Origin of the sequence: Pseudarthrobacter sp. S9, assembly GCF_050156545.1 — a bacterium.
Classification (GTDB): domain Bacteria; phylum Actinomycetota; class Actinomycetes; order Actinomycetales; family Micrococcaceae; genus Arthrobacter.
The window spans coordinates 2,874,212-2,899,395 of record NZ_CP189576.1 but is presented as its reverse complement, the minus strand read 5'-3'; the positions used below and the strand labels follow the sequence as shown (position 1 = coordinate 2,899,395).

Annotated in this window: 22 protein-coding genes and 1 pseudogene; 10 read left to right on the top strand and 13 right to left on the bottom strand. The window is 67.0% G+C overall.

Going from position 1 to position 25,184, the window contains the following annotated elements:
- Window positions 1-27: 27 nt before the first annotated feature.
- Window positions 28-897 carry a zinc metalloprotease HtpX gene (gene htpX, locus ACQCSY_RS13790; protein ID WP_427129608.1) on the bottom strand — a complete coding sequence of 290 codons (870 nt, stop codon included), beginning with the start codon at window positions 895-897 and terminating at the stop codon, window positions 28-30.
- Window positions 898-959: 62 nt separating this feature from the next.
- A complete protein-coding gene (locus tag ACQCSY_RS13785) occupies window positions 960-2,231 on the bottom strand; it encodes an MFS transporter (RefSeq protein WP_427129606.1) in 1,272 nt (423 codons plus the stop codon).
- A 102-nt stretch (window positions 2,232-2,333) separates the two neighbouring features.
- Here ACQCSY_RS13785 and ACQCSY_RS13780 point away from each other — a divergent pair, with 102 nt between their 5' ends.
- The 3 genes from ACQCSY_RS13780 (at window position 2,334) to ACQCSY_RS13770 (ending at window position 5,130) form a co-directional block, all read left to right on the top strand.
- Window positions 2,334-2,801, top strand: a complete 468-nt coding sequence (locus tag ACQCSY_RS13780; RefSeq protein WP_427129604.1) for a Fur family transcriptional regulator — start codon at window positions 2,334-2,336, stop codon at window positions 2,799-2,801.
- Between the two features lie 23 nt (window positions 2,802-2,824).
- Window positions 2,825-4,324, top strand: coding sequence for a catalase (locus ACQCSY_RS13775; RefSeq protein ID WP_427129602.1), 1,500 nt, complete (start codon window positions 2,825-2,827; stop codon window positions 4,322-4,324).
- 170 nt (window positions 4,325-4,494) lie between these two features.
- Complete coding sequence (locus ACQCSY_RS13770) at window positions 4,495-5,130, top strand: DUF2461 domain-containing protein (RefSeq protein ID WP_427129600.1); 636 nt, start codon at window positions 4,495-4,497, stop codon at window positions 5,128-5,130.
- Between the two features lie 12 nt (window positions 5,131-5,142).
- On the opposite strand, the gene ACQCSY_RS13765 is transcribed toward ACQCSY_RS13770, so the two are convergent.
- From ACQCSY_RS13765 to ACQCSY_RS13735, 7 genes are all read right to left on the bottom strand, one after another.
- Window positions 5,143-5,361, bottom strand: coding sequence for a hypothetical protein (locus ACQCSY_RS13765; protein WP_427129598.1), 219 nt, complete (start codon window positions 5,359-5,361; stop codon window positions 5,143-5,145).
- A 45-nt stretch (window positions 5,362-5,406) separates the two neighbouring features.
- Window positions 5,407-6,966, bottom strand: a complete 1,560-nt coding sequence (locus ACQCSY_RS13760; RefSeq protein WP_427129596.1) for an APC family permease — start codon at window positions 6,964-6,966, stop codon at window positions 5,407-5,409.
- A gap of 153 nt (window positions 6,967-7,119) precedes the next feature.
- Entirely contained in the window at window positions 7,120-7,527 is a 408-nt protein-coding gene (locus tag ACQCSY_RS13755; protein WP_427129594.1) for a DUF779 domain-containing protein, read from the bottom strand.
- Window positions 7,528-7,543: 16 nt separating this feature from the next.
- On the bottom strand, window positions 7,544-8,554 hold the full coding sequence (gene adhP, locus ACQCSY_RS13750) for an alcohol dehydrogenase AdhP (RefSeq protein ID WP_427135594.1): 1,011 nt from the start codon (window positions 8,552-8,554) through the stop codon (window positions 7,544-7,546).
- Window positions 8,555-8,718: 164 nt separating this feature from the next.
- Window positions 8,719-10,242, bottom strand: a complete 1,524-nt coding sequence (gene exaC, locus ACQCSY_RS13745) for an acetaldehyde dehydrogenase ExaC (RefSeq protein ID WP_427129592.1) — start codon at window positions 10,240-10,242, stop codon at window positions 8,719-8,721.
- A gap of 130 nt (window positions 10,243-10,372) precedes the next feature.
- On the bottom strand, window positions 10,373-11,773 hold the full coding sequence (locus ACQCSY_RS13740; protein ID WP_427129590.1) for a GAF domain-containing protein: 1,401 nt from the start codon (window positions 11,771-11,773) through the stop codon (window positions 10,373-10,375).
- A gap of 190 nt (window positions 11,774-11,963) precedes the next feature.
- Window positions 11,964-13,436 (bottom strand): FAD-dependent oxidoreductase, encoded by a 1,473-nt coding sequence (locus ACQCSY_RS13735; protein ID WP_427129588.1) that lies wholly within the window; start codon window positions 13,434-13,436, stop codon window positions 11,964-11,966.
- Window positions 13,437-13,609: 173 nt separating this feature from the next.
- Between ACQCSY_RS13735 and rarD the strand changes: the two genes are divergently transcribed.
- Window positions 13,610-14,599: an EamA family transporter RarD gene (rarD, locus tag ACQCSY_RS13730; protein ID WP_427129586.1), complete on the top strand. Its 990-nt coding sequence runs from the start codon at window positions 13,610-13,612 to the stop codon at window positions 14,597-14,599.
- An 81-nt stretch (window positions 14,600-14,680) separates the two neighbouring features.
- Here the strand turns inward: rarD and ACQCSY_RS13725 are convergent, their stop codons facing one another.
- Window positions 14,681-14,842 carry a hypothetical protein gene (locus ACQCSY_RS13725; protein WP_427129584.1) on the bottom strand — a complete coding sequence of 54 codons (162 nt, stop codon included), beginning with the start codon at window positions 14,840-14,842 and terminating at the stop codon, window positions 14,681-14,683.
- Window positions 14,843-15,614: 772 nt separating this feature from the next.
- Here ACQCSY_RS13725 and ACQCSY_RS13720 point away from each other — a divergent pair.
- From ACQCSY_RS13720 to ACQCSY_RS13705, 4 genes and pseudogenes are all read left to right on the top strand, one after another.
- Window positions 15,615-15,833, top strand: a pseudogene (locus ACQCSY_RS13720) (EamA family transporter RarD); the annotation flags it as partial.
- 109 nt (window positions 15,834-15,942) lie between these two features.
- A complete protein-coding gene (locus tag ACQCSY_RS13715; RefSeq protein WP_427129582.1) occupies window positions 15,943-16,347 on the top strand; it encodes an STAS/SEC14 domain-containing protein in 405 nt (134 codons plus the stop codon).
- On the top strand, window positions 16,334-17,872 hold the full coding sequence (locus ACQCSY_RS13710; RefSeq protein WP_427129581.1) for a putative bifunctional diguanylate cyclase/phosphodiesterase: 1,539 nt from the start codon (window positions 16,334-16,336) through the stop codon (window positions 17,870-17,872). The genes ACQCSY_RS13715 and ACQCSY_RS13710 overlap by 14 nt, the downstream gene beginning before the upstream one ends.
- Window positions 17,869-18,735, top strand: coding sequence for a methyltransferase (locus ACQCSY_RS13705; protein ID WP_427129579.1), 867 nt, complete (start codon window positions 17,869-17,871; stop codon window positions 18,733-18,735). Before ACQCSY_RS13710 ends, ACQCSY_RS13705 begins: the two co-directional genes overlap by 4 nt.
- Here ACQCSY_RS13705 and ACQCSY_RS13700 read toward each other — a convergent pair.
- On the bottom strand, window positions 18,732-19,604 hold the full coding sequence (locus tag ACQCSY_RS13700) for a universal stress protein (RefSeq protein ID WP_427129577.1): 873 nt from the start codon (window positions 19,602-19,604) through the stop codon (window positions 18,732-18,734). The two genes, ACQCSY_RS13705 and ACQCSY_RS13700, sit on opposite strands and share 4 nt — an antisense overlap.
- A gap of 189 nt (window positions 19,605-19,793) precedes the next feature.
- On the opposite strand from ACQCSY_RS13700, the gene ACQCSY_RS13695 reads away from it, so the two are divergent.
- Window positions 19,794-20,579, top strand: coding sequence for an AMIN-like domain-containing (lipo)protein (locus ACQCSY_RS13695; protein ID WP_427129575.1), 786 nt, complete (start codon window positions 19,794-19,796; stop codon window positions 20,577-20,579).
- 153 nt (window positions 20,580-20,732) lie between these two features.
- Here the strand turns inward: ACQCSY_RS13695 and gabT are convergent, their stop codons facing one another.
- Window positions 20,733-22,088, bottom strand: coding sequence for a 4-aminobutyrate--2-oxoglutarate transaminase (gene gabT, locus ACQCSY_RS13690; protein ID WP_427129573.1), 1,356 nt, complete (start codon window positions 22,086-22,088; stop codon window positions 20,733-20,735).
- A 62-nt stretch (window positions 22,089-22,150) separates the two neighbouring features.
- A complete protein-coding gene (locus ACQCSY_RS13685) occupies window positions 22,151-23,581 on the bottom strand; it encodes a gamma-aminobutyraldehyde dehydrogenase (RefSeq protein WP_427129571.1) in 1,431 nt (476 codons plus the stop codon).
- Between the two features lie 145 nt (window positions 23,582-23,726).
- On the opposite strand from ACQCSY_RS13685, the gene ACQCSY_RS13680 reads away from it, so the two are divergent.
- The gene (locus ACQCSY_RS13680; protein WP_427129569.1) at window positions 23,727-25,169 is read left to right on the top strand and encodes a PucR family transcriptional regulator; all 1,443 of its coding nucleotides are present in this window, start codon (window positions 23,727-23,729) and stop codon (window positions 25,167-25,169) included.
- Window positions 25,170-25,184 lie beyond the last annotated feature (15 nt).

Here is a 25,184-nt window from a genome sequence, read left to right as displayed (position 1 = left end):
GATGGCGGCGCCGCGCCTGCTGGATAACTAGCCCAGCGGCCGGCCGGCCATCCGCTCCAGGCGGCCGATCCTCTCGCTCATCGGCGGATGCGTCGCAAACAGCTTCACCATGCCGCCGCCCCGGAACGGGTTGGCGATCATCAGATGCGAGGTGTTCACAAGCCGCTGGTCCTGCGGCAGCGGCGCCAGCTGCACGCCCTGCTCGATCTTGCGCAGGGCGGAGGCGAGCGCCAGCGGGTCTCCTGTGAGCGACGAACCGTCCTCGTCGGCGTCGAACTCCCGCGTGCGGGAGATGGCCATCTGGATCAGCGAGGCCGCGAACGGGGCCAGCAGCGCCATGGCGATCATGGCCAGCGGGTTCCCGTTGCGCCGCTCGCCGCCGCCGAAGAACAGCAGCATCTGGCCCACCGAGGTGATCACACCGGCGACGGCGGCGGCCACCGAGGACGTCAGGATGTCCCGGTTGTAGACGTGCATGAGTTCATGCCCCAGGACGCCACGGAGCTCGCGGGCATCGAGCAGCCGGAGGATGCCCTCGGTGCAGCACACGGCCGCGTTCTGCGGGTTACGGCCAGTGGCGAAGGCGTTCGGCGCCATGGTGGGCGAGAGGTAGATCCGCGGCATCGGCTGGTTGGCCCGGACGGACAGCTCCCGGACGATCTCGTAGAGCTGTGGCGCCTCGGCCTCCGTCACGGGGTACGCCTGCATGGACCGGATGGCGATCTTGTCGCTGTTCCAGTAGCCGTACGCCGTGGTCCCGACCCCGACCAGGGCCATGATCCAGATGGGGGCTGCGCTGCGCAGGCTCGATCCGATCAGCGCGCCCAGGGCAAGCAGCACCGCCCACAGCACTCCGAAAAGGGCCGCGGTCTTCAGTCCGTTGTGATGCTGATGCACTGTTCCTCCCACGCCGTGCTCCCGGCTGTGGTTGTCCGGGATCTCTCTTAGGAAACGAACCGCTACGGGACCGGGTTCCGTGCGTCGTACCTCAGGAACCCCGACTGCAGATGCGCCACCGTCCGCGCCACGGCGATGCACAGCAGCCCGCCCAGCAGCAGGACCCAGCCTTCACTCAGAAGTTTAGTCGCGCCGCCGGCGAGCATGTCCCCGATCCGGGGGCCGCCTGCCACCACGACGACGAACACGCCCTGCAGCCGTCCGCGCAGATGGTCCGGGGCGGAGGCCTGCAGGATGGTGGTGCGGAAGACGGCGCTGACGGAATCCGCGATGCCGGCCAGCGCGCAGCACAGGGCGGCGGGCAGCAGCCACAACGTCGCGCCGTCGCCACCGGAACGGCCGGCGAGCACCACCACCAGGCCGAAGCCCGCGATCGAGGCGCCCCAGCCCATGACGGACCACACGACGGCGGTGCCCTGCCGGCGGACGGCGCCCAGCGGGCCGGAGAAGAGGCCGGCCAGGAACGCGCCCACGGCCGTGGAAGCCAGCAGGATGCCCACGGTGGCCTCCCCGCCGCCGATCACCAACACGCCGATCGCCGGCAGCAGCGCCCGGGGCTGGGCGAAGATCATGGCCACGAGGTCGATGATGAAGGTCATGCGCAGGTTGGGCCGGGTGCCCAGGAACCGGAAGCCCTCGACGACGGAGCGCAACCCCGCGGGGCGGGCATGCTGTCCCGGCGGCATGGGCGGCAGCTTCAGCAGGGCCCAGAAGGCGAAGGCGAAACTGAAGACGTCGATCGTGTAGGTCCAGCCGAAGCCGATCCACGCCACGAGCACCCCGGCCAGCAGCGGCCCGGCGGTCATGGTCAGGCCGAAGCTCATCAGGCTCAAGGCGTTGGCCGCCGGCAGCAGCTCCTTGCGGACCAATACCGGGATGATGGCGCTGCGGGCCGGCTGGTTGATGGCCTGCGCCCCGCTCTGCACCGCCACAAGCACGTACAACAGCCAGACGTTGCCGAACTGCAGCCACGCCTGGAGGGCCAGGCAGGCGGTGGTCAGCCATAGTACGGAGGAGGCCAACAGTGCCACCTTGCGGCGGTCATGGGCGTCCGCGATCGATCCGCCCAGCAGGCCACCGAACACCAGCGGGACGAGGGCGAAGATGCTGAGCAGGCCAACGTAGAGACTGTCCTGCGTCAGGCTGTACACTTCCAGGCTGACGGCTACGAGGGTCAGCTGGCTGCCCAGGGCCGAGACGGCGGACCCCAGCCATAGACGGCGGAAGGCCGGACTCTCGCGCAAAGGCGTGATGTCCGCCAGAAATTTCCCCACCGGGCAACTCTAGCGGCGAGGGCGGGCTGTCCTGTGACGTGGGCAGACGTAGTAAGCCTTGCCTTATTGTTAGGAAATCACAATAAGTGCTTGAATGGGGGCATGACGGATTCCTCGGGCACCCACGAAGCATGGGCCGCCGCCCTGCATGCCCGCGGCCGCCGGGTGACCAAGCAGCGCCTGGCCGTGCTGGCCGCCGTCGAGCACCACCCGCACTCCCCTGCAGAAGCAATCCTGGCCGCCGCACGGAAGGAACTGCCCGAGCTGACCGCACAGTCCGTTTATGTGGTCCTGGGCGACCTCACCGAACTGCAGATGCTGCGCCGCTTCGAGCCCCCGCACTCCCCCGCCCTGTACGAAACGCGGGTGGGAGACAACCACCACCACGCCGTCTGCATCAGCTGCGGCCGGGTCGAGGACGTCGAATGCGCCGTGGGCCACGCGCCCTGCCTCACTCCGCACTGGGATGCGGACGCCAAGCCGATGACCATCCAGATCGCTGACGTCCTGTATCAGGGCATCTGCCAGGACTGCCAGCGCACCCAACAACTTCCCTCCGAACGAAACTAAGAAACCCAACCAGAAGGAGAAAGATGACTGAGAACATCTCTGCGCCCGCCGTGTCCACCACACAGTCCGGTGCCCCCGTCACTTCCGACGCCCACTCGCAGGCTGTCGGCGCCGACGGCGCGATCATCCTGACCGATCACTACCTCATCGAGAAGCTCGCCCAGTTCAACCGCGAGCGCGTCCCGGAGCGCGTTGTGCACGCCAAGGGCGGCGGCGCCTTCGGTACGTTCACGACCTCCGAGGACGTCTCGAAGTACACCAAGGCCGCGCTGTTCCAGCCGGGCACCGAGACGGAGATGCTCATCCGCTTCTCCTCCGTTGCCGGCGAAGCAGGCTCGCCCGACACCTGGCGCGACCCCCGCGGTTTCGCCGTGAAGTTCTACACCACCGAGGGCAACTACGACCTCGTCGGCAACAACACCCCGGTGTTCTTCATCCGCGACGGCATCAAGTTCCCGGACTTCATCCACTCGCAGAAGCGCCTCCCGGGCACCCACCTTCGCGATGCGGACATGCAGTGGGACTTCTGGACCCTCTCCCCCGAGTCCGCGCACCAGGTCACCTGGCTCATGGGTGACCGCGGCCTGCCGGCCTCCTGGCGCGAAATGCAGGGCTACGGCTCGCACACCTACCAGTGGATCAACGCCGAGGGCGAGCGCTTCTGGGTCAAGTACCACTTCAAGTCCAACCAGGGTGTCAAGTCCATCACGGGCGACGAGGCCGAGGTACTGGCCGGCTCGGACGGGGACTTCTACATCCGCGACCTGCAGGAAAGCATTGCCGCCGGCAACTTCCCGTCCTGGGACCTGCACGTCCAGGTCATGCCCTACGAGGACGCCAAGAGCTACCGCTTCAACCCGTTCGACCTCACCAAGGTCTGGCCGCACGCGGACTACCCGCTGATCAAGGTCGGCACCATGGAGCTGAACCGCAACCCGGAGAACTACTTCGCGCAGATCGAGCAGGCCACCTTCGCGCCGTCGAACTTCGTGCCGGGCATCGCCGCCTCCCCGGACAAGATGCTGCAGGCCCGCATCTTCTCCTACGCGGACGCACACCGCTACCGCGTCGGCACCAACCACGCCCAGCTCCCGGTGAACCTGCCCAAGAGCCAGGTCAACAACTACAGCCAGGACGGCGCGGGGCGCTACCATTTCAATGCCCCTTCGGTTCCCGTGTACGCACCGAACTCCCTCGGCGGACCGGCTGCCCTGGAGCCGCAGAACCCGGTTGGCGGCTGGGAGAACGACGGCGAGCTGACGCTCTCCGCGCACTCCCTGCACGCCGCGGACAGCGACTTCGGCCAGGCCGGCGCGCTTTACCGCGACGTGTACAACGACGGCGAGAAAGCCCGCCTGCTGGAGACCGTCACCGGTGCCGTCAGCGGCGTCAAGAGCGCCGACATCAAGGAACGCGCTATCCAGTACTGGACCAACGTCGACGCCGATTTCGGCGCCAAGCTGCGCGCCAACCTGGGCGCCGGCCAGACTGAGTCCGACGCCGAGGCCGCCAACAAGGTCTGATCGCCCTGTTGCCGCCGAGGCCGGCCGCTGAGTTTGCCGCCCCGGGCGGCGGCTGAGTCCGGCCGCTAAAACACCCCGCTACGGATTTCCGTGGCGGGGTGTTTTGCCTTTATCCACATCCGCTCCGCAACCCCTCGCCAGGACGCACGCCTCGTCCCTAGGATTCAGGCATGACCTCATTCGCAGGCATTCCGGATGCCGCCTTCCGGTTCTATTCCGATCTTGAAGACAACAACAACCGCGGCTGGTGGCTGGAACACAAGGCCGTCTATGACGCCGCTGTGAAGGAACCGCTGACCCTGCTGCTTGCCGAATTGGAGCCGCACTTCGGTGAGTCGAGGCTCTTCCGGCCGAACCGGGACATCCGGTTTTCGCCGGACAAGTCTCCGTATAAGACCGCGCAGGGCGCCTTCGCATCGGCTGCGGAAGGCGTGGGCTTCTACCTCCAGCTCAGCGCCGACGGCCTGCTCATCGGCGGGGGCTGCCATACGCATTCGCCGGCCCAGCTGGCACGCTTCCGCAGCGCCGTCGATGCCCAGGACAGCGGCGAGGCACTGCAGGGGATTGTGCAAGGGGTTGAAACAGCGGGCTTCGCAGTGGAGGGCGAGAGCCTGAAAACCGTTCCGCGGGGCTTCGACAAAGACCATCCGCGGGCGGCACTGCTGAAGCGCAAATCACTCACGGCCGGTGTCAACGTGGGCCGGCCCGACTGGCTCGCCACGCCCGGCGCAGCGGATGAAGTGGCCCGGCGCTGGGAAGAACTGCGGCCCCTTGTGGAGTGGATCGGCCGCTACGCCCCGCCGTGAGGCGGGACGGGCTCAGATGTGCTGGCCCCCGGTGGCCAGGCGCCGGTCCAGGTTGTTGAAGAAGACCAGCATCATCAGGTCAAAGGCCTTGCTGGCTTCCTCGGGTTGGTTATTCACCACAAAGTCGAACTGCAGCCCGTAGAACGCCGCGGTGAACAGCCGGGTGTCGGTGTCCGCGAAGTCCGCTAGGATCCCCTGGATTATCAGCCAGTGGGCGGGCCATGACTCCATCTTGGAGTGCGCCGGCTACTCTCGCTCGGACGTGGCCTGTACAGGTCAGGCGCGGGTGAGCACGTCCTCGTCCGAGTGCGTTCCGTTTTCATCGGCCTTGTCGGCGGCGCCGTTGACGGCCGCCCTGGCCTCCGCGAACTTCTCATTCAGCCGGGAGTGGCGCTGGCCGTAAGAGAAGTAGATGATGACGCCGATGACAAGCCAGATCGCGAAGAAGATCCACGTCTCCACCGCGAGGTTGGTCATCAGGTAGAGGCACAGCACGGCAGAAACGATTGGCAGCACCTTGCCGAACGGGACGCGGAAGGACGGCTTCAGGTCCGGGCGCTTCTTCCGCAGCACCATGATGCCCAGGCTGACCATCACGAAGGCGGACAGCGTGCCGATGTTGATCATTTCCTCCAGCAGGTCCACGTTGGTCAGGCCGGCGACGACGGCAACGCCAGCGCCGCAGATGATCTGCAGGCGGGCCGGCGTCGCACGGACGGTGCCGGTCTTGGACAGGGAGCGCGGCAGCAGGCCGTCGCGGCTCATGGCCAGAACCACACGGGAGAGCCCCATGAGGAGCACCATGATCACCGTGGTGAGGCCCACGAGCGAGCCGAACGCGATGACCTTAGCGGCATCAGTGTTGCCCACGGCCTCGAAGGCGGTGGTGAGCGTCGGGTTCTTCGCCTCCGCCAGCTGGGTATAGGACACCATGCCGGTCAGGGCCAGGGACACCAGGATGTAAAGCACCGTGACGATCGCCAGGCCGCCGAAGATGCCGCGCGGCAGCGTCTTCTGCGGGTTCTTGACCTCTTCGGCCGAGGTGGCCACCACATCGAAACCGATGAAGGCGAAGAAGACGAGCGCGGCGCCGGCGAAGATGCCGAGCGTTCCGTACTGGGCCGGGGCCGCACCGGTCAGGAAGCCGAAGAAGGACTGCTTGAGGACGTCAGCGGTCCCGGTGCCTCCGGTGGGCTGGGATGCCGGCACGAACGGCGCGTAGTTCTCGAACTTCACGTAGCTGAAGCCGACCACAATGACGAAGAGCACGACGCCGATCTTGATCAGCGTGAAGACGTTGCCGACGCGGGCGGACAGCTTTGTGCCGAGCACCAGCAGCACGGTGAAGATGGCAACGATGAGGAAGGCGCCCCAGTAGAGGTCCACGCCGCCGAGGGGGATCGACGGCGGAATGTCCACTCCCATGAGCGCGAAGACCTTGCTGAGGTAGATGCCCCAGTACTTCGCGATCACGGCGCCTGCCGTGAAGAGTTCGAGGATCAGGTTCCAGCCGACGATCCACGCGAGGATTTCCCCCATGGTCGCGTAGGTGAAGACGTAGGCGGAGCCGGCCACGGGGATCGCCGTGGCAAACTCGGCGTAGCACATGATGGCGAGGGCACAGGTGACGGCGGCGATGGCGAAGGAGATGGTCACTGCGGGTCCGGAGAAATTCGCGGCAGCCTTGGCGCCGACGGAGAAGATGCCTGCGCCGACAGCGACGGCGACACCCATGATCATCAGGTCCCAGGTGCTCAGCGAGCGCTTCAGCTTGCGTCCGGGTTCATCGGCGTCCGACATGGACTGCTCGATGGATTTGGTCCGGAAAAGGTTCATAGGAAAGTCCACAATTTCGATAGCTCGTTGGAAACAGACCTATCCATATTAGTGTCCATCCATTGGACGGCCATTTTTGTCCCACATGGTGAGACGCCAGCGGGCTGTGCAGATCCCGCCTGCACAGCCCGCTCCGTCTTGGTTCGCTCCGGCTTAGACCGGCCAGTCCATCAGGGTGGACCGGATCAGGAACCGTTTGCCCTCGGGCGCTTCCACCGAGAAGCCGCTGCCCCTGCCCGGGACTACATCCACGGTCAGGTGTGTGTGGCTCCAGTAGTTGAACTGCTCCTTGGACATCCAGAACTCCACCGGCTGGGGCCGCAGCCCGTCCGAAATGTCGAACAGGCCCAGCAGCACGTCCGAGTCCCCAGTGATGAACTCCCCGGCGGGATAACACATCGGCGAGGAACCGTCGCAGCAGCCGCCGGACTGATGAAACATCAGCGGTCCATGCTGGATCGACAGCTTGCGCAGCAGTTCAACCGCCTCCGGGGTGAGCGCCACCCGGGAGAAGTCCTCCCCGGGTCGCGTCACGGCGGCGTCGAGCTTTGTCCCTGGCATCAGAGCCTTCCCTTCATCAGAACTTAATGACCACGCGGCCGTCGATCTTGGCGTGCTTCATTTCGTCAAGGACGGCATTGACTTCGGAGAGCTCCCTCGTGGAGACCGTGGGGTGGATCTTGCCCTGGGCATAGAATTCCAGGGCCTCCTCCAGGTCCTGCCGCGTTCCGACAATGGATCCGCGGACGGTCAGGCCCTTGAGCACAATCTCAAAGATCGGCGCCGGGAAGTCGCCCGGCGGCAGGCCGTTGAACACGATCGTTCCGCCGCGGCGGGCCATCCCGATCGCCTGGCCGAACGCTGACGGGTGCACCGCCGTGACCAGGACCCCATGGCAACCTCCGGTTTCGCGCTGGATGACTTCGGCGGGATCCTCGCGCAGCGCATTGACCGTCAGCTCCGCACCGTGCTTCTTGGCCAGGGCGAGCTTGTCGTCGGCGATGTCCACCGCGGCGACACGAAGGCCCATGGCAACCGCGTACTGGACGGCGATGTGGCCGAGTCCGCCGATCCCGGAGATGGTGACCCACTGGCCCGGCCGGGCCTCGGTCATCTTCAGTCCCTTGTAGACGGTCACTCCGGCACAGAGCACCGGGGCCACCTCGACGGGGTCCGAGCCGGCCGGAATCCGGGCCGCGAACCGGCTGTCCACCAGCATGTACTCGCCAAAGGATCCGTCGACGCTGTAGCCGGCGTTCTGCTGCGCCTCGCACAGGGTCTCCCAGCCGGTGCGGCAGTACTGGCAGTCGCCGCAGGCGGACCAGAGCCACGCGTTGCCGACGAGGTCTCCGACGGCCAGGTCCGTGACACCCTCGCCGAGGGCAACGACCTCACCCACGCCTTCGTGGCCGGGCACAAACGGCGGGGTCGGCTTCACCGGCCAGTCCCCCTCGGCCGCGTGGAGGTCCGTGTGGCAGACACCGGTCGTCAGTACCTTGACCAGCGCCTCCCCCCGGCCCGGTACGGGAACGGGGAGGGTCTGGATCTGCAGGTCCTTGCCGAATTCGGTTACTACTGCGGCCTGCATTGTCGTCGTCGTCATTGTCGTCGTCATTGGCTAAATCCTTACGTAGTCAAGCGTGGGTGTCGTTCAGGCGTGTGCAGGGAGCCGGTTTCTTCCGAGTAGGCGCACAAGTGGTAGGGGCGGGGGCAGACCAGTCTTGATCCGCCCCCGCCCGGGTTCAGTTCGGCTTAGAAGAAGCCGAGCTTGTTTTCGTTGTAGCTGACCAGGAGGTTCTTGGTCTGCTGGTAGTGGTCCAGCATCATGGAGTGGTTTTCACGGCCGATGCCGGAGGACTTGTAGCCGCCGAACGCGGCCCCCGCCGGGTAGGCGTGGTAGTTGTTGACCCACACGCGGCCGGCCTGGATCTCGCGGCCGGCACGGTAGGCGACGTTGCCGTTGCGGGACCAGACGCCGGCGCCGAGGCCGTAGAGGGTGTCGTTGGCGATGCCCATGGCGTCGTCGTAGTCGCTGAAGCGCGTCACGGACACCACCGGGCCGAAGATCTCCTCCTGGAAGATCCGCATCTTGTTGTGGCCTTCGAAGATGGTGGGCTGGACGTAGTAGCCGCCGGCCAGATCCCCGGGCAGCTCGGCGCGGGCACCGCCGGTGAGCAGCTTGGCGCCCTCCTGCTTGCCGATGTCGATGTAGGAGAGGATCTTCTCCAGCTGGTCGTTGGAGGCCTGGGCGCCGAGCTGGGTCTCGGTGTCCAGCGGGTTGCCCTGGATGATCTTTTCCACTCGGGCCACTGCGTCGGCCATGAAGGAATCGTAGATGTCGTCCTGCACCAGGGCGCGGGACGGGCAGGTGCAGACCTCGCCCTGGTTGAAGGCGAAGAGCGCGAAGCCTTCCTGTGCCTTGTCGTAGAAGGCGTCGTTGGAGTCGGCGACGTCGTTGAAGAAGATGTTGGGGCTCTTGCCTCCGAGCTCCAGGGTGACCGGGATCAGGTTCTGGCTGGCGTACTGACTGATCAGCCGGCCCGTGGTGGTCTCGCCGGTAAAGGCGATCTTGCGGATCCGAGGGCTCGATGCCAGCGGCTTGCCTGCCTCCACACCGAATCCGTTGACCACGTTGAGAACGCCGGCGGGCAGCAGATCGCCGATGAGTTCCATCAGCACGAGGATCGAGGTCGGCGTCTGCTCAGCCGGCTTCAGCACGACGGCGTTGCCGGCGGCGAGGGCCGGGGCGAGCTTCCAGACGGCCATCAGGATCGGGAAGTTCCAGGGGATGATCTGGCCGACGACGCCGAGCGGCTCGTGATAGTGGTAGGCGGTGGTGTCGTCGTCGAGCTGCGACAGCCGGCCTTCCTGGGCGCGGACGGCGGACGCGAAGTAGCGGAAGTGGTCGGCGGCCAGCGGAATGTCGGCGTTGAGGGTTTCGCGGATCGGCTTGCCGTTGTCCCATGATTCGGCGACGGCGAGCATCTCGGTGTTCTCGTCGATCCGGTCGGCGATCTTGTTCAGGATGGCGGCGCGTTCGGCGACGGAGGTCTTGCCCCAGGAGGGGGCGATCTTGTGGGCGGCGTCCAGTGCCAGCTCAATGTCCTCGGCGGTGCCGCGGGCGACCTCGCAGAAGGCCTTTCCGGTGACGGGGGTGATGTTCTCGAAGTACTGGCCCTTGACCGGGGCAACCCACTCTCCGCCGATCCAGTTCTCGTAGCGGTCCTTGAAGGTGACCTTCGAGCCCTCGGTACCGGGCTGGGCGTAAACAGTCATTGCTAGCTCCTTTGCTGTGCAAGATGGCGGCGGCAAGATGTTTGCTGTCTCCGTTCCCACCAGCGTAGGAGTCGCAAGGTTGCAGTCAGGTTGCACGAGTGTGAGCCGGATCACTAAACCGCGGCCGGTATCAGGCGCTGAGTTCGGTTTCCAGCCGTTCCAGGTCGGCGACGACAGCGGCCCGCTTGGGCGAGCGGGGCGCCAGCAGCTTCAGCGCCGCAGTCCGGACCCCGACGTCGTCCCTGGCCTCGGGCAGCTCAGCGTACTTCAGGAGCGACTCGGCGCTGCCGTCCGTCAGCAGGGCCTCGCGCATCAGGGAGGAGACCCTGCTCCGGAGCTCCACGATGCCGGGAGCCTCCGAACGGGGCAGCACTGCGCCGCGGTAGATTTCCAGGGCGATCCGGTGGGCGCCGCGCTGCAGACACTTGAGCACCTGGCCGGAGTCCGGAACGAGGTCCAGCGGCAGCCGGTAGGGGCGCGACTCCGGGACCGCGCCGGGGTTGAGCTGCTGAAGGACCTTGCGCAGCCGCACCATCTCGGCCCGCAGCGTCATGGTGGAGGCGTCCCCCGGGTAGAGCACGGCGCAGAGTTCCTCGGCGTTCAGCCCTTCAGGATGGGTGGTGAGCAGGGCCAGGATCTCGCTGTGCCGGGCCGACAGGGCCACGGTGCGGCCGTCGATGCTGAGCAGGGCCTGGTCACGGCCCAGCAACTGAAGGCTGTTGCGGTACAGGCTGGCGGCGTCCCTGCCTGCCGTTGCGCCGCCTTGGCCCGTCCTTGCAGCGGATGCCGTGTTCCGGCGCCGCAAGGACGCCGGCTGCTGGGCGGCGGCCAGCTGGAGCCGCTCCACCCGCAGATGCGCCTGGGCCGCGGCTACGGTGGCTTCCACAAGGGAGAGTGTGTGCGGCGCCACCGCGGACTCCGTACCGGTGATGTCCACGACGCCGAGCAAGGCGCCGGAATCGGGGTCATGGAACGGCACCGCCGTGCAGCTCCACGAGTGGACGGAGCGCTTGTAGTGTTCGGCGCCCGAGATCTGGATCCCGCGGCCCAGGGCCAGGGCGGTGCCCGGCGCACTCGTACCCACGGTGGCCTCGGACCAGTCGGCCCCCGGAACAAACATCATGCCTTCGGCGCGGCGCCGCATGGCGGCGTCGCCTTCCACCCAGAGCAGGCGGCCCAGCTCGTCGCCGACAGCAACCAGCATCCCGCTGTCATGGCTCGGCAGGACCAGGAGCTTGTGGATCACCGGCATGATCGCGGCCAGCGGATGCTGCCGCCGGTATTCTTCGAGTTCCTCGCGGTCCATGGCCAGCGGGGCCTCCGGGTTGTCCGGATTGGCGTGCAGCCGGGCGGAGCGCCGCCATGACTCCTGGATCAGGCGGCTGAGCCCGGGCAGCTGCTGCGCTTCGGGGAACACCAGCCCGCGGGCATCCAGCTGCTCATGGGCCGCACTGGCATACTTCTGGCGCAGTTCCGCGGTGTAACCATTGGGGTAACCATTGGGAGCTGCCGGATGGATCAGATTCCTCATTGAACTCCCACCGGACGGGCGCGACGGCGTGCCGGAGGCACGCCTCGTCTGGTCCAGTCTAGTTCCGTCCGGGGAGTTTGGGAACGGAACCCCGGGACGGGACCTGCTGTCACACCGGTCCCGCCGGGACGAGTTCACCGGCGACGGGATTCCCGCGGCGGCCCCAGGCCCTCGGCCCGGACGCCTCGGGCTAGCCTTTGGACGAGCCCCGGGAGATCTCGACCATGTCTTCGCGGGGCACCACTTTGATGCGCTCCCGCTCGACGCCGGCTTCCTCGGACGCCGACCACTCGGCACCGAGGGCGAGCTCATGGGCATCGAGCTTGATCCAGCCTTCCCAGTTGGTGTATTCGATCCCGCGCTTTTCCAGCAGCTCGATGATGGCTTGCGGATCCGGGTTCTTGGCCGGCGGGAGGGTCAACCGGTCTTCCAGCAGGAAGCCGATGGTTTCCAGCGCGTCGCCCTTGGTGTGGCCGATCAGCCCCACGGGCCCGCGCTTGATCCAGCCCGTGGCATAGATCCCGGGGACGGGATTTCCCTCGGCGTCGAGCACCCGGCCGCCTTCATTGGGGACGACGCCGCGGCGGGCGTCGTATTCCAGCTCGTCCAGCGGTGAACCGTGGTAGCCGATGGCGCGGTAAACGGCCTGGACCGGGTAGTCGAGGAACTCCCCCGTGCCTTGGACGTTGCCCGCGCCGTCCAGCTGCATGCGCTCGAACTTGATCCCGGCGACCTTGCCTACTTTGCCTGTACCGGAGGTGTCGCCCTCCGCGGAGTCATCCGCATAAATTTCGACGGGGCTGTGCAGGAAGTGCAGGTGCAGCCGCCTGGACGACGGGACCTCGGCCTCGGCGTGTTCCTCCACCAGCCAGTTGGTGAGGGTGTTGACCATGGTCCTGATCTGGTTGTTGCTGCGGATGGCCTCGTCCGAAGCGTCGTCGAATTCGAAGTCCTCCGGGTACAGGATGATATCCACGTCCTTGGCATGGCTGAGTTCGCGCAGCTCCAGCGGGGTGAACTTCACCTGCGCCGGGCCGCGCCGACCGAACACGTGCACGTCGGTGACAGGGGAATTCTTGAGCGCCCGGTAGACGTTTTCCGGGATCTCCGTGACCAGCAGTTCGTCCGCGTGCTTGACCAGCATGCGGGCCACGTCCAGGGCCACATTGCCGTTGCCGATCACCGCTATCTCCTTGGCCTCCAGCGGCCACTCCCGGGACACGTCCGGGTGGCCGTCGTACCAGGAGACGAAGTCCGCCCCGCCGAAGGAGCCCTCGAGTCCGATCCCCGGGATGTCCAGCTCCGCGTCCTTGATAGCACCCGTGGAGAAAATGACGGCGTCGTAGAAGGCGCGGAAATCATGCAGGCTCAAGTCGCGGCCGTAGGTGACGTTTCCGAGGAACCGGATATCGCCGCGGTCCAGGACCTTATGCAGCGCGTTAACAATCCCCTTGATCCGCGGGTGGTCCGGGGCCACGCCGTAGCGGATCAGTCCGTACGGCGCGGGGTACGCCTCGAAGAGGTCGATGCTGACCTCGAAATCGCCGTCCTTGACCTCATTGGACTTCGTCAGGATGTCCGCGGCGTAGACGCCGGCCGGTCCGGCGCCGACAATCGCAACACGGAGGGGACGTTTGGAGGTGGATTCGGCCGAGTTGGACACCGGGAGCCCTTCTGAGTCTTAGAGACTGCGCCAGCACATGCAGCGCACAGTCCCCTATTCTAAATGTCCGCCGGATCGCGTGGGGCCCGCCGTGACCGAGATCGCAGGGATCCGCGTACCGGCACCGGCCCAAACGCAGGAATAGGGGCACCACAGATGGTGTTATTGATCTTGTGCCTAAACCCGTCGGATCCTTCTCCCCAGCCCCGCTGACCGCCACGGGGCCCCCGGCCCTCAAGGCAGTGGACAAGGAGACGACGGCGGGGATCCTGTTCGGCATCGGAGCCTACGGACTGTGGGGGCTGCTGCCCCTGTACTTCTTTGTGCTGGCACCGGCCGGCGCCGTCGAGATCGTAGCCAACCGGGTGGTCTGGTCCCTGCTGTTCTGCGTCCTGCTGATCACCATCACCCGGTCCTGGCGGGTGCTGGGAGCCGCATTCCGGAACCGCACGGTGATCGGCCCGCTCGCCATCGCCGCCGCCCTGATAGCAGTGAACTGGCTGACCTACACCTACGGCGTGACCACCGGCCAGGCCGTGGAGGCCTCCCTGGGCTACTTCATCAACCCGCTGGTCTCCGTCTTGCTGGGCGTCTTTGTCCTGAAGGAGAGGCTCCGGCCGCTGCAGTGGGCCGCCGTCGGAATCGGCTTCATTGCCGTGGGCGTGCTGACGGCCTCCTACGGCAAACTACCCTGGATCGCCCTGACGCTGGCGCTGAGCTTCGGACTGTACGGCTTCGTCAAGAAGCGCGTGGGCCCGCGGGCGGACGCGATCACCAGCCTCACCGTGGAAACGATCGTGCTCGCGCCGCTGGCCGCCGCCACCATGATCCTCCTCGCGGTCAGCGGAACAGCCACGCTGGGCTCCAACGGCGCCGGGCATTTCTGGCTGCTGGCCGCATCCGGCATCATCACCGCCGTCCCTCTGCTGTTCTTCGGCGCTTCCGCCCGCCGGCTGCCGATGACGACGATCGGCCTGCTGCAGTACTTCGCCCCCGTGCTGCAGTTCATCGTGGCGCTGACCGTGTTCAGGGAAGCCATGACGACGGACCGCTGGATCGGCTTCGGCGTGGTGTGGCTGGCACTCCTGGTGCTGACCGTGGACATGCTGCTGACTGCCCGGAAAGCCTCCGTGACCCGGAAACTGGCCCGCGCCGGCGCCTGAGCCCATCGCCGGCCTCCCTCAGCGGTGCGGCACGTCGCGGGGGGTCGCTGCGTCGGGCCGCACAACACTCCCGGACCCGCGTCAATCCACCGGGACGGTGTCCACCCGTTCGTGGTTGCGCGGGACCACCACCATCGGGACGGACAGTGCCCAGAGCATTTTGTTCTCTTCGCTGCCTATGAAGAGCGTGTTCTTTTCCGCCAGGCGGGAGGGCCTACGATCAGAATCTCGGCGTCGCCGCATCCCATCGATTGGCTCGTCGATTGTGCGGCTATGCGGCACCGAGCTCAACACGGGACACCAGTCGGAGCTGCACGCCGGGGGCGTGCAGAGGATTCAATCGGGACGTTGATCCGGTCAGACGATTTCTGGGACTCCGGGCGACGTCCGCCGGTCCGGATTCCTGCTGTGGTAGCCACGACTCAGGCCCAGTGCGGCCCAGGCAAAGGACCTTTGACCCTGATCAGGCCAGCCGTGCGCCGATCAGCTATGTCAAAGCCCGCCAGCCCCCGCATGGTTGATGACCCCAGCCTGGATCTCAGCTACTCGAATAACGCCGCCGATCCGTGATGCTCCCGCTCCAGTGCTGCTGCCGCCCCATCCTGATCCGGACATCGAGTTAACGGCCCCCCATGTGGCGGTCCACGCACCAGAAGACGGCTTGGAGGCCTGCCAGTACTCGCTGACAGTATTGGTGGCGAAGTCCATCACCGTAAGCACTCCGTCGCTGCCCGTGTTCGGGGCCGCACCGGAAGGAATTGGCAGTCGTTTGGCTTCCAATGGGCAGGTTCCCCACGACGAGGGGCCGGTGCACTTTACCGCATAGGCGGGTGTGCCGGCCGTCGCACTGTAGATTGGGATGCCGTATTGGACTGGCCCGCTGCCCCTGTGCTTCCTCGTGCTCCACCCGGCCAGTGCGGTCGAAATCGTCGCCAACCGGGTGGTCTGGTCCCGGCTGTCCTGCTTCCTGCTGATCGCCGTCACGCAGTCCTGCCGGGTGCTGGTGGTGCCTGCCTTGGCGGCGGTCACCATGATCGTCCTCGGGGTCAGCGGAGCGGCCGCGCTGGCCTCCAACGATGCCTGGTATTTCTGGCTGCTGGCGGCGTCGAGTGTCATCACCGCCGTGCCGCGGCTGTTCTTCGGGGCCTCCGTCCGCCGGCTTCCGATGACCACAATCGACCCGCTGCAGTATTTCGCGCCCGTCCAGCAGTTCATTGTGGCGATCGTGGCGTTCTAGGAATCCACGACCCTGGACCGCTGGATCGGCGGGTTAGTCGTCTGCGCACCAGGGCCGCCGTGCGTTAGTGTCATCATGAATGGACACATTGGGGCGGAAATGAGGATTGCTGGTGCCAGAAAACGATCGTGACACTCCGGGCGGCCGGGATATCTCGTCCCTGGGCTTCGACGGCAGCGGCATCTTGCGCCTCGAGTGGGCCCGGGGCGTCGTAATTGACGCCCCCAACGCCCAATTGGCCATGGATCGGGTTAACGAGATGTGCGGCGGCCGGCCAACGCCGCTCCTGATCGACATGGCCACCACCCAGTCCGTCAGCCGGGCCGCGCGGGCCGTGTTCGCCAAGCGCTGCGACGCCTCTGCAATCGCACTGCTCGGCTCGTCCGCCGTTGACCGGGTTCTCGCCAACTTCTTCCTGGGCGTCAATTCGGCGCCGGTTCCCACACGCTTCTTCACCAACGGCGATGAGGCAGTCCGCTGGCTGACCTCACAGGGCTATGACGGGGCGTGATGATGACCGCCGCCTCGAGGAACTCGTAGACGGCATCGTCGTACTGTCCTCGGGCGATCTCTCCAACCGCCTGCAGGTCTCACCGGCACGGGACGGCATTGACGCCGTCACGACCGGCATCAACCTGCTCGCCGAAGAGCTCCAAAGCATGTACGAGGACCTGGAAGTCCGCGTCGCCGAGCGGACCGCGCTTCTGGAAGCGGCCAAAGCGGAACTCCGGCGCGTCATCAACACCGACGAGCTGACCGGGCTGGCCAGCCGCTCGCTGCTGCAGGAAAAGGTGGCCGAAGCCGTCGCCGCGGCCGACGGGGGCCGCCAGCCCGCGCTTATCCTGCTGGACCTCGATTCCTTCCGGCTCATCAATGACAGCCTTGGCCATGCCGCGGGGGACGCCGTCCTGCGGGAGGCGGCCCTGCGGCTGGGCGCAGCGGCCGGGGCCGGGGCCGGCCACGTGATCGCACGCCTCAGCGGTGATGAGTTCGCTGTGCTCGTAGTGGACCAGGAACCGGACGCCGTGCTGCAGATCGCGTCCCGGCTCGGCGAATCGCTGAAGGACAGGATTGTTGCCGGCGGCGTCGCGGTCGCCCTCACGGCGGGAACCGGTGTCCGGCTGGGGGAACCCGGGCTGCGCAGCGAGGAGCTCATCCGCGACGCCAACATCGCCATGCACGAGGCCAAGAAACGCGGCCGGGACACCCTCCTGGTGTTTTCCGCGGCCATGCACGAGGCCGCCAAGCAGCAGGTCCATCTGGTGGCTGAGCTCAGGACGGCCCTGGCCACGGACGAGCTCGAACTCGAATACCAGCCCATCATGGATCTGAGCACCGGAACGATTGCCGGCGCCGAGGCCTTGATCCGCTGGCGCCACCCCGACTTGGGCCTGCTGGCGCCGGATACCTTCCTCGACGCCGCCGACGAAGCCGGGCTCACCGTGGAAATCGGCCACTGGGTGCTCCGGAACGCCATCGCGCAAACCGGCCGTTGGAAGTCTGTTCCCGGGCTTCCGGCGGACTTCAGCACTCACATCAATCTGGCGCCGGCGGACCTGCACCACATCGATCTGGCTCCCTACGTCGAAGGCCTGCTGGCCCGGCACGGCGTCGAACCGTGCCATATCTCGATCGAAATCACCGAAACCGCGATCATGCGCGGCGGCCCGGAAGTGGCAGCCACCATGCAGTCGCTCAACGACCTCGGCGTCAGGATCGAGATCGACGACTTCGGCACGGGCTATTCGTCCATCAGCTACCTGCGCACCCTTCCTGCCGCGCAGGCGAAGATCGACAAGTCCCTGCTGGACGGGCTGACCACGGACCGGCAGCAGGAGTCATTCGTCGCCGCCATCCTGCAGCTGATCCATTCGGCCGGTCTGGGCGCCGTCGCCGAGGGCATCGAGGACAGGGAACAAGCGGACAGACTGCGGCAGCTGAACTGCGAATTCGGCCAAGGGTACTTCTTCAGCCGGCCGCTGTCCGTTGCGGACATGACGGACCTGCTGGCGCGCAGGGACGGTGCCGCCGCATGAGCGAACCCGTGCCGGCGGCCACGCGTGGCGCGGCAACAGGCAGGGCCGGCCTACGCAGGGCCGGCCTACGCAGGGCCGCGGACACCCTCCGGCTGGTGGCCCGGGTCGCGGCACTGTCCCTTCACCGGCCCCGGCGTCCGGACCGGCGCTGGGATGACTTCTGGCGCGGAGTATCGGAAGGATCCCTCGGGGAACCGATCATCTGGGATGCCCCCGGCGCCGGGAACGAAGAGGTCCGGCACCACCTGCAGGCAATGGCGGGCCTTATGGACACCAGCCTTCCCGTGGTCGATCTCGGCTGCGGAAACGGCGCTATCTCACGGCGGCTCACCGAGATCTTCCCCTCCGTGCTCGGCGTCGACGTCGCACCCGCGGCCGTAGCCGCAGCGCAGTCCACCCACCGGCATATCCCGGGCCTCAGCTTCCGCAGCCTGGATGCCACGCAGCCGGCCGCCGCGGCCGGGCTCGCGCGCGAACTCGGCGACGTCAACGTCTTTGTCCGCGGCGTCTTCCACGTCCTGGGCCGGCGACGTCAGGCACGCCTCGCAAACTCGATCAAAGCGCTCCTCGGCGCCACCGGACGGATCTATCTGGTGGAGACAAATGTCCAGGGCGGCGCGCTGAGCTATCTGCGGGGCCTGGGCGCCACGGGGAACCGGATCCCGGGACCGCTCCGGCAGGCGATTTCCGCCCTTCCGAAACCGGGCCATTTCGGCGCCGGACAACGCTCGCGCGCGTTCCCCGCGCGGCACTGGACACTCATTGCCGAGGGTCCCGCCGTCCTGAAAACGGTGCCGATGGAGGCCGGTGGACCGCCCGGCAGCATTCCGGCGTACTGGGCGGTCCTGGCCCCGCGGGCCTAGACCTCCGGAAGGGTATCCACCCGCTGGTAGTCGCGCGGGACCACCACCATCGGAACCGGGAGCGCCCGCAGCACCTTGTTGGCGGTGCTGCCGATGAACAGCTTGTACTTTTCCGCCAGGCGGGAGGAGCCCACGATCATGACTTCCCCGTCCTCCCATTCAAGGTCATCGATGGTTTCCTCGATCGTGCGACCATGCGCTACCTCCACGCTGACGTGGTGTCCTTCCGGCAGCCGGCGGGCGGCAGCGGCCAGGACGGTATTGGCGTGGATGTGGGCGGCATTGATGTTCTCCCCGCCGTCCCCTTCCACGTCCAGCTCGACAAGGGACACGAGCCGCAGCGGCACGCCGCGTCGCTCGGCGGATTCGATCGCGACGTCGATTGCGGCCTCCGCTCCGACGCGCTGGCCCACGGCGAGGGTCAGGCGTGTGATGGCTTCCGTGCGGCGGTAGCCACGGGGGGCCAGGGCCAGCGGAACCGGCGCGGCATGAAGCAAAGCATTGGCCACGCTGCCCACGGTGTGCCGCTTGAACAGGCCATTGCTCGCGGCGCCGACTACGATCAAGCCGGCCCTGTACTCCACGGCCGCATCGATGAGGCCTGCCGCGAACGAGTCCGCCTGGCGGACATGGAACAGGGCATCCAGGCCCTCGGGAACCAGGGCCAGACCCTGGCGTTCCGCGGCGAGAACCTCCTGCTCGGCGGCGCTGACGCGGCTTCCCTCCGGACTCATTGCCACGGAGGGAGTGCTCCGGTCCACCACATAGACCAGATCGAGGTGCGCCTCCTGGGCCCGGGCCATCGCCGAGGCCAGGGCAACGGCGTCGGCGCCGCGTTCGTTGGGTGTATAGCCGACTACGTATCGCATGTGTGAACCCCTTATGGGTCTGGGGCAGAGGCCAGCTTCGCTCCGGGGGTCCGGGCGACGTCGGCCGGTCTGCGTTCCTGCAGTGGTAGGAACGACTCTAGCCCAGCCGGTCCTGAATAGATGGTGACTTATGGCCCTGACCAGCACAATCTTCCGGGCCTAGGCTGGACCAATCGAGGGGAGCCAATCATGAATGCAATCAGCAGCCGCAAGATCGGGTCGAGGAATGCCGGACTGGGAACGCTGGCGCTCCTGCTGGTCCTCTCCGCATGCACACCGTCCGCACCGCAGCCGGGGGCGAGCAGTCAGGCCACGGCCACGGCCACCGCCACGGTCACCGTGTCGGCGAGTCCGTCGGCGTCGGTCGCAGTGCCCGCCGATTCGGATGAGACGGCCCCGCCGCAGCCCGGCGACAAGGTGATTTCGTCGACGATCACCCATGACTGGTCCTGGCCGGGGCCGTCAGCTCCGTTCCAGACGGCCCACCAGAACCCCGTGCCGATCGCGCCCCCGCCGGCCGCTCCCCTGCCCACGCTGTACGCCATCGGTGCGGGCCAGCACCCCTCCGATACCCCGCCGTACGACCAGCTGAGCTTCCGGTTCACCGGTGGCTTCCCCAGCTACGACGTCGAAGTGGTCCCAGAACTCGTCGCCGATGCCAGCGGGCTGCCCATTCCGATGCCCGGCACCGGCAGCATCCTTGAGGTGACGTTCCGCGGCGCCCAGGCACACGCGGCAGACGGCACGGCGAGCAGCGTCAAGAGCGCGCCGGCGCCGTCGATCGGGTCTAAGGCCCTCACGAGCTACGCCCCGGCCGGGGACTTCGAGGGCGTTGTCAGTTACGGGATCGGCGTCGGCCGCCCGATGGGCACCGTCCCGGAGACGAAGGTCCGGGTGTATGAGGTCGAGAAGATCGAGCAGGGGCAGCACCTGTACGTCGTCGCGATCCAGCTCGAAGCCACGGCCTGGCAGTAGCAGTCTGGAAATGACGTCGGCACTCCTGCAGCAGAATAAGGCAGCAGGAAAGGGCAGCAGCACGCAGAAGAGCCGCGGACGATTGATCCGCGGCTCTTCCGTTTTTCCGGCTTTACCGGTATCCCGGGGAGGGATTGCCTTCCCGGTGGATTGTTAGGCGTTGGCCTTGATGGCCGCGGCCAGGACCTCGAGGCCGTCCAGCAGGAGCTCGTCGCTGATGACAAGCGGCGGCAGCAGCCGGATCACGTTGCCGTAGGTGCCGCACGTGAGGATGATGACGCCTTCCTTGAGGCAGGCGGCTGCGACGGCCTTGGTCAGCTCCGGGTTCGGTTCCTTCGAGCCGGCCTGGACCAGCTCGATCGCCAGCATGGCACCGCGGCCGCGGACGTCACCGACCACCGGGAAATCGGCGGCGAGTTCGCGCAGCTTGCCGAGGGCAATCTCCTCGATGTGCCGGGCGCGGGCGTTGAGGTCGTACTGCTCCATCGATCCGATGGAGGCCAGCGCCGCGGCGCAGGCCACCGGGTTGCCGCCGTAGGTGCCGCCGAGGCCGCCCGGGTGGACGGCGTCGAGCAGTTCGGCGCGGCCGGTGATGGCGGACAGCGGCATACCACCGGCGATCCCCTTGGCCATGGTGAGGATGTCCGGGATGACGCCTTCGTGGTTCACGGCGAACCATTCGCCGGTGCGGCAGAAGCCGGACTGGACCTCGTCGGCAATGAAGACGATGCCCTTTTCCTTGGCCCAGGCCGCGAGGGCCGGAAGGAAGCCCTCGGCCGGGACGATGAAGCCGCCCTCGCCCTGGATGGGCTCGATGATGATCGCGGCAACCTGGTCGCCGCCGATCTGTTTCTCGATCATGGTGATGGCGCGCTTGGCGGCCTCGGCACCGGTGATCTCCGGGTTTTCCTCGCGGAACGGGTAGCTCATCGGCATGCGGTAGACCTCGGGCGCGAACGGGCCGAAGTTGGTTTTGTACGGCATCGCCTTGGCGGTCAGGGCCATGGTCAGGTTGGTGCGGCCGTGGTAGGCGTGGTCAAAGGCGACGACGGCGTCACGGCCGGTGGCCAGGCGGGCCACCTTGACGGCGTTCTCCACGGCCTCGGCACCGGAGTTGAAGAGCACCGTGCGCTTCTCGTGGTCGCCCGGGGTGAGGCGGTTGAGCTGCTCGGCGACGGCGACGTAGCCCTCGTAGGGCGTGACCATGAAGCAGGTGTGGGTGAAGTGCTCCACGGCTTCCTTGACCGCGCCGACGACGGCCGGGTCCGAGGCGCCGACGCTCGTCACGGCGATGCCTGAGCCGAGGTCGATGAAGGAGTTGCCGTCGACGTCGTGGATGATGCCGCCGTCGGCGTCGGCGACGAACACGGGAACGCTGGACGCCACGCCGGCTGCGACCACGGCCTTGCGGCGCTCGGTCAGGGCGAGGGACTTGGGGCCCGGGAAGTCGGCCTGGACGCGGCGCTTCTGCTCGAGCCGGTAGGTGATGTCATTTGCGGTGGTGGTCAAAGGAAAGCCTTTCTGGGTCTTGGGCCAGGGTCCCGACAGGCGGAACCGCTTAGTGAAGGGGGTTATGCGTCCAGTGCGGACATGACGTGCTTGATGCGGGTGTAGTCCTCGACGCCGTACATGGACAGGTCCTTGCCGTAGCCGGACTGCTTGAAGCCTCCGTGCGGCATTTCGGCGGTGAGAAGGATGTGGGTGTTGATCCAGACGGCCCCGAAATCGAGGTCGCGGCTCAGGCGCATCGCGGTGCCGTGGTTGGACGTCCAGACGCTCGAGGCGAGGGCGTAGTCGACGTCGTTGGCCAGCTCCACGGCCTCATCCTCGGTGCTGAACTTCTGCACCGTGATGACGGGGCCGAACGTTTCCTTCTGTACGATGTCATCGCTCTGCTTGGCGCCGGTGACGATGGTCGGCTCGAAGAAGAAGCCCTTGTCGCCGGCCCGGTGGCCGCCGGTCTCGATCCGGCAGTTTTCCGGCAGGGACTCCACGACGGCGCTGACGGCGTTGAAGTGGTTCACGTTGTTCAGCGGACCGAAGTAGTTGTCCTCATCGTTCTGCGAGCCAGTGTGCAGGGTCTTGGTGTGTTCCACCATGGCCGCCACGACGTCGTCGTGCACCGAATCCTGGACCAGGACGCGGGTGATGGCGGTGCAGTCCTGGCCTGCGTTGAAGAAGGCGAACTCGGCGATGGCCGCCGCGCTCTTCTTGATGTCGGCGTCGGCGAAGACGATGGCCGGAGCCTTGCCGCCGAGCTCCAGGTGGGCGCGCTTGAGCCCCTTGGCGGCGCCCGAGGCGACGGCGATGCCGGCCCGGACCGAGCCGGTGATGGAGACGAGCCCGGGAACCTTGTGCTCCACCATCATGGCGCCGGTTTCGCCGGTGCCGAGCACGACGTTCAGCACGCCGGCGGGAAAGATGTCCCCGGCGATCCGGGCCAGGACCAGGGTGGATTCCGGGGTGGTGTCCGAGGGCTTGAGCACCACGGTGTTTCCGGCGGCCAGGGCGGGCCCGATCTTCCAGATGGCCATGAGGAAGGGGTAGTTCCACGGCGCCACCTGGGCGACGACGCCGATCGGTTCGCGCCGGACGTAGGAGGTGTGGCCTTCGAAGTATTCCCCGGCGGACTTGCCCTCAAGGAGGCGGGCGGCGCCGGCGAAGAAGCGCAGCTGGTCCGCGCCGGCGGCGACTTCCTCGGAGGCGATCAGGGAGCGGACCTGGCCGGTGTTGCGGTGCTGGGACTCGACGAGCTCGTCGCTGTGCGCCTCGACGGCGTCGGCCAGCTTGAGCAGCATGAGCTGGCGCTGCCCCGGCGTCGTGTGCTTCCAGCTCTTGAAGGCGTCTTTGGCGGCCGTCATAGCGGCGTCGACGTCGGCCAGCACGGAGATGGGCGATTTCGCCACGACTTCACCGTTGGTGGGATTGACGATGTCCAGCAATCCGGTGCCGGCGGGGGTGACGAACTCGCCGTTGATGAAGTTCTGCAAGGTTTGAACCACGGTGTACAACCTCTTTCGAGTGCAAATGACGGATGTGCGACTGCTCACGAGCCTATGCCAGCAGGTCAAGCCAGGGAATAGTCACCTGCACACCATCCCCGCAATGCTTTAGTGCGCTTGACCAGCACCCGGCTATCCTGAATGCATGGCCATTTCACTCGCCGCACTGCTGGGGGTCTCGTCCCTCAAACTCGCCAAGGCCGGCCTCGCCGAGACCACCTGGCACCAGGACATTCTCTGGGTTGCCGTCACGGAACAGGAGGATCCGCAGCGGTTCCTTAACGGCGGCGAACTGGTTCTGACCACCGGCATGCGGCTCAAGAGCGCCCCGGAGCAACGCCGCTTCGTGCGCCAGGTCCAGCGGGCCGGCGCCGTGGGGATCGGCTTCGGCATCGGCCTGACGCACGACGCCGTGCCGCCGGCCCTGATTGCCGAGGCCAACCGCTGGGGGCTGCCGGTGGTCGCCGTGCCCTATGAGACGCCGTTCATCGCCATCGGCAAGCTCGTGGCCGACGCCCAGTCGGCGGACCACTTCGCCAAACTTGAACGGCTCATCGCCGGGCACCAGATCCTGGCCCGCGCCCTGCTGACCGGCGGCGGCCTCTCCGAACTCCTGAAGCACCTGGGCTCCATGCTGCGCACCGAGATCGTCCTGACCCAGTTCACTGCACAGCTCTACAACAGCGTGGCCGGCCATCCCGCGCCCAGGGCCGAGGGCTGGGCTTCCTACCCCATCCCCACCGGCCGCCGCGATGCGTGCACGCTCTGGGTGAAGCAGCCGTTTGAGGACTCGGGAATCGTGGGCTACGCCCAGAACCTGATCAGCGTCGAACTCAACAACATGGTCAAGCAGCGCCAGGCCCAGCGCGCCCTGGCCGGCCAGGTCCTGGAGGACGTGATCCACGGGACGCTGGAGCCCAGCGAAGCGACCCGGCGGCTCGCGGGCGTCGGCATCAACAGCACCCGGAAGAATGTCGTCCTGCTGGCCGAATCCGCCGCGCACCACAAGCAGCTGGGGAGTTCCTCGCTGCCGCAGCCGCTGGCCAAGGCGGTGAGCGCCGTCGTCGGGACGGACCTGATAGCGGTGGTTCCCGACGACGGCAGCGGCGCCAGCGCCCTCGCCCGGAGCCTCAGCGACCACCTGGCCGAGGCCGGGATCCACGCCACGATTGGCATCGGCGGGGCCTACACGAAGCCGAACGGCCTGCGCTGGAGCTATTTCGAGGCCCGCGACGCCGCCAGCCGCGGCCTGCCCGTCAACGAACCCGAACGGCTGAGCCTGACCTCGCTGCTGCTGGCGAGCGAGGATGTGCCGCTGGCGGACATGGCGAACGAGTCGCTGAATCCGCTCCGGACCTTCGACGCCGCCCACGGGGCCGAGCTGATGACCACCCTGGAAAGCTACCTCAGCAACAACGGCTCGGTGGCCGCCGTCGCCGAGGACCTCACCCTGCACCGCAACACGGTCCGCTACCGGCTGGCGCAGATCACCGAACTCACCGGCTACGACCCCGCCCAGACGCCGGACCGGGTCCAGCTCTGGCTCGCGCTGGCCGTGCAGCGCCTGGGCGCCCGCCACCCGGGCTGAAGGCCCTCCAGAAGC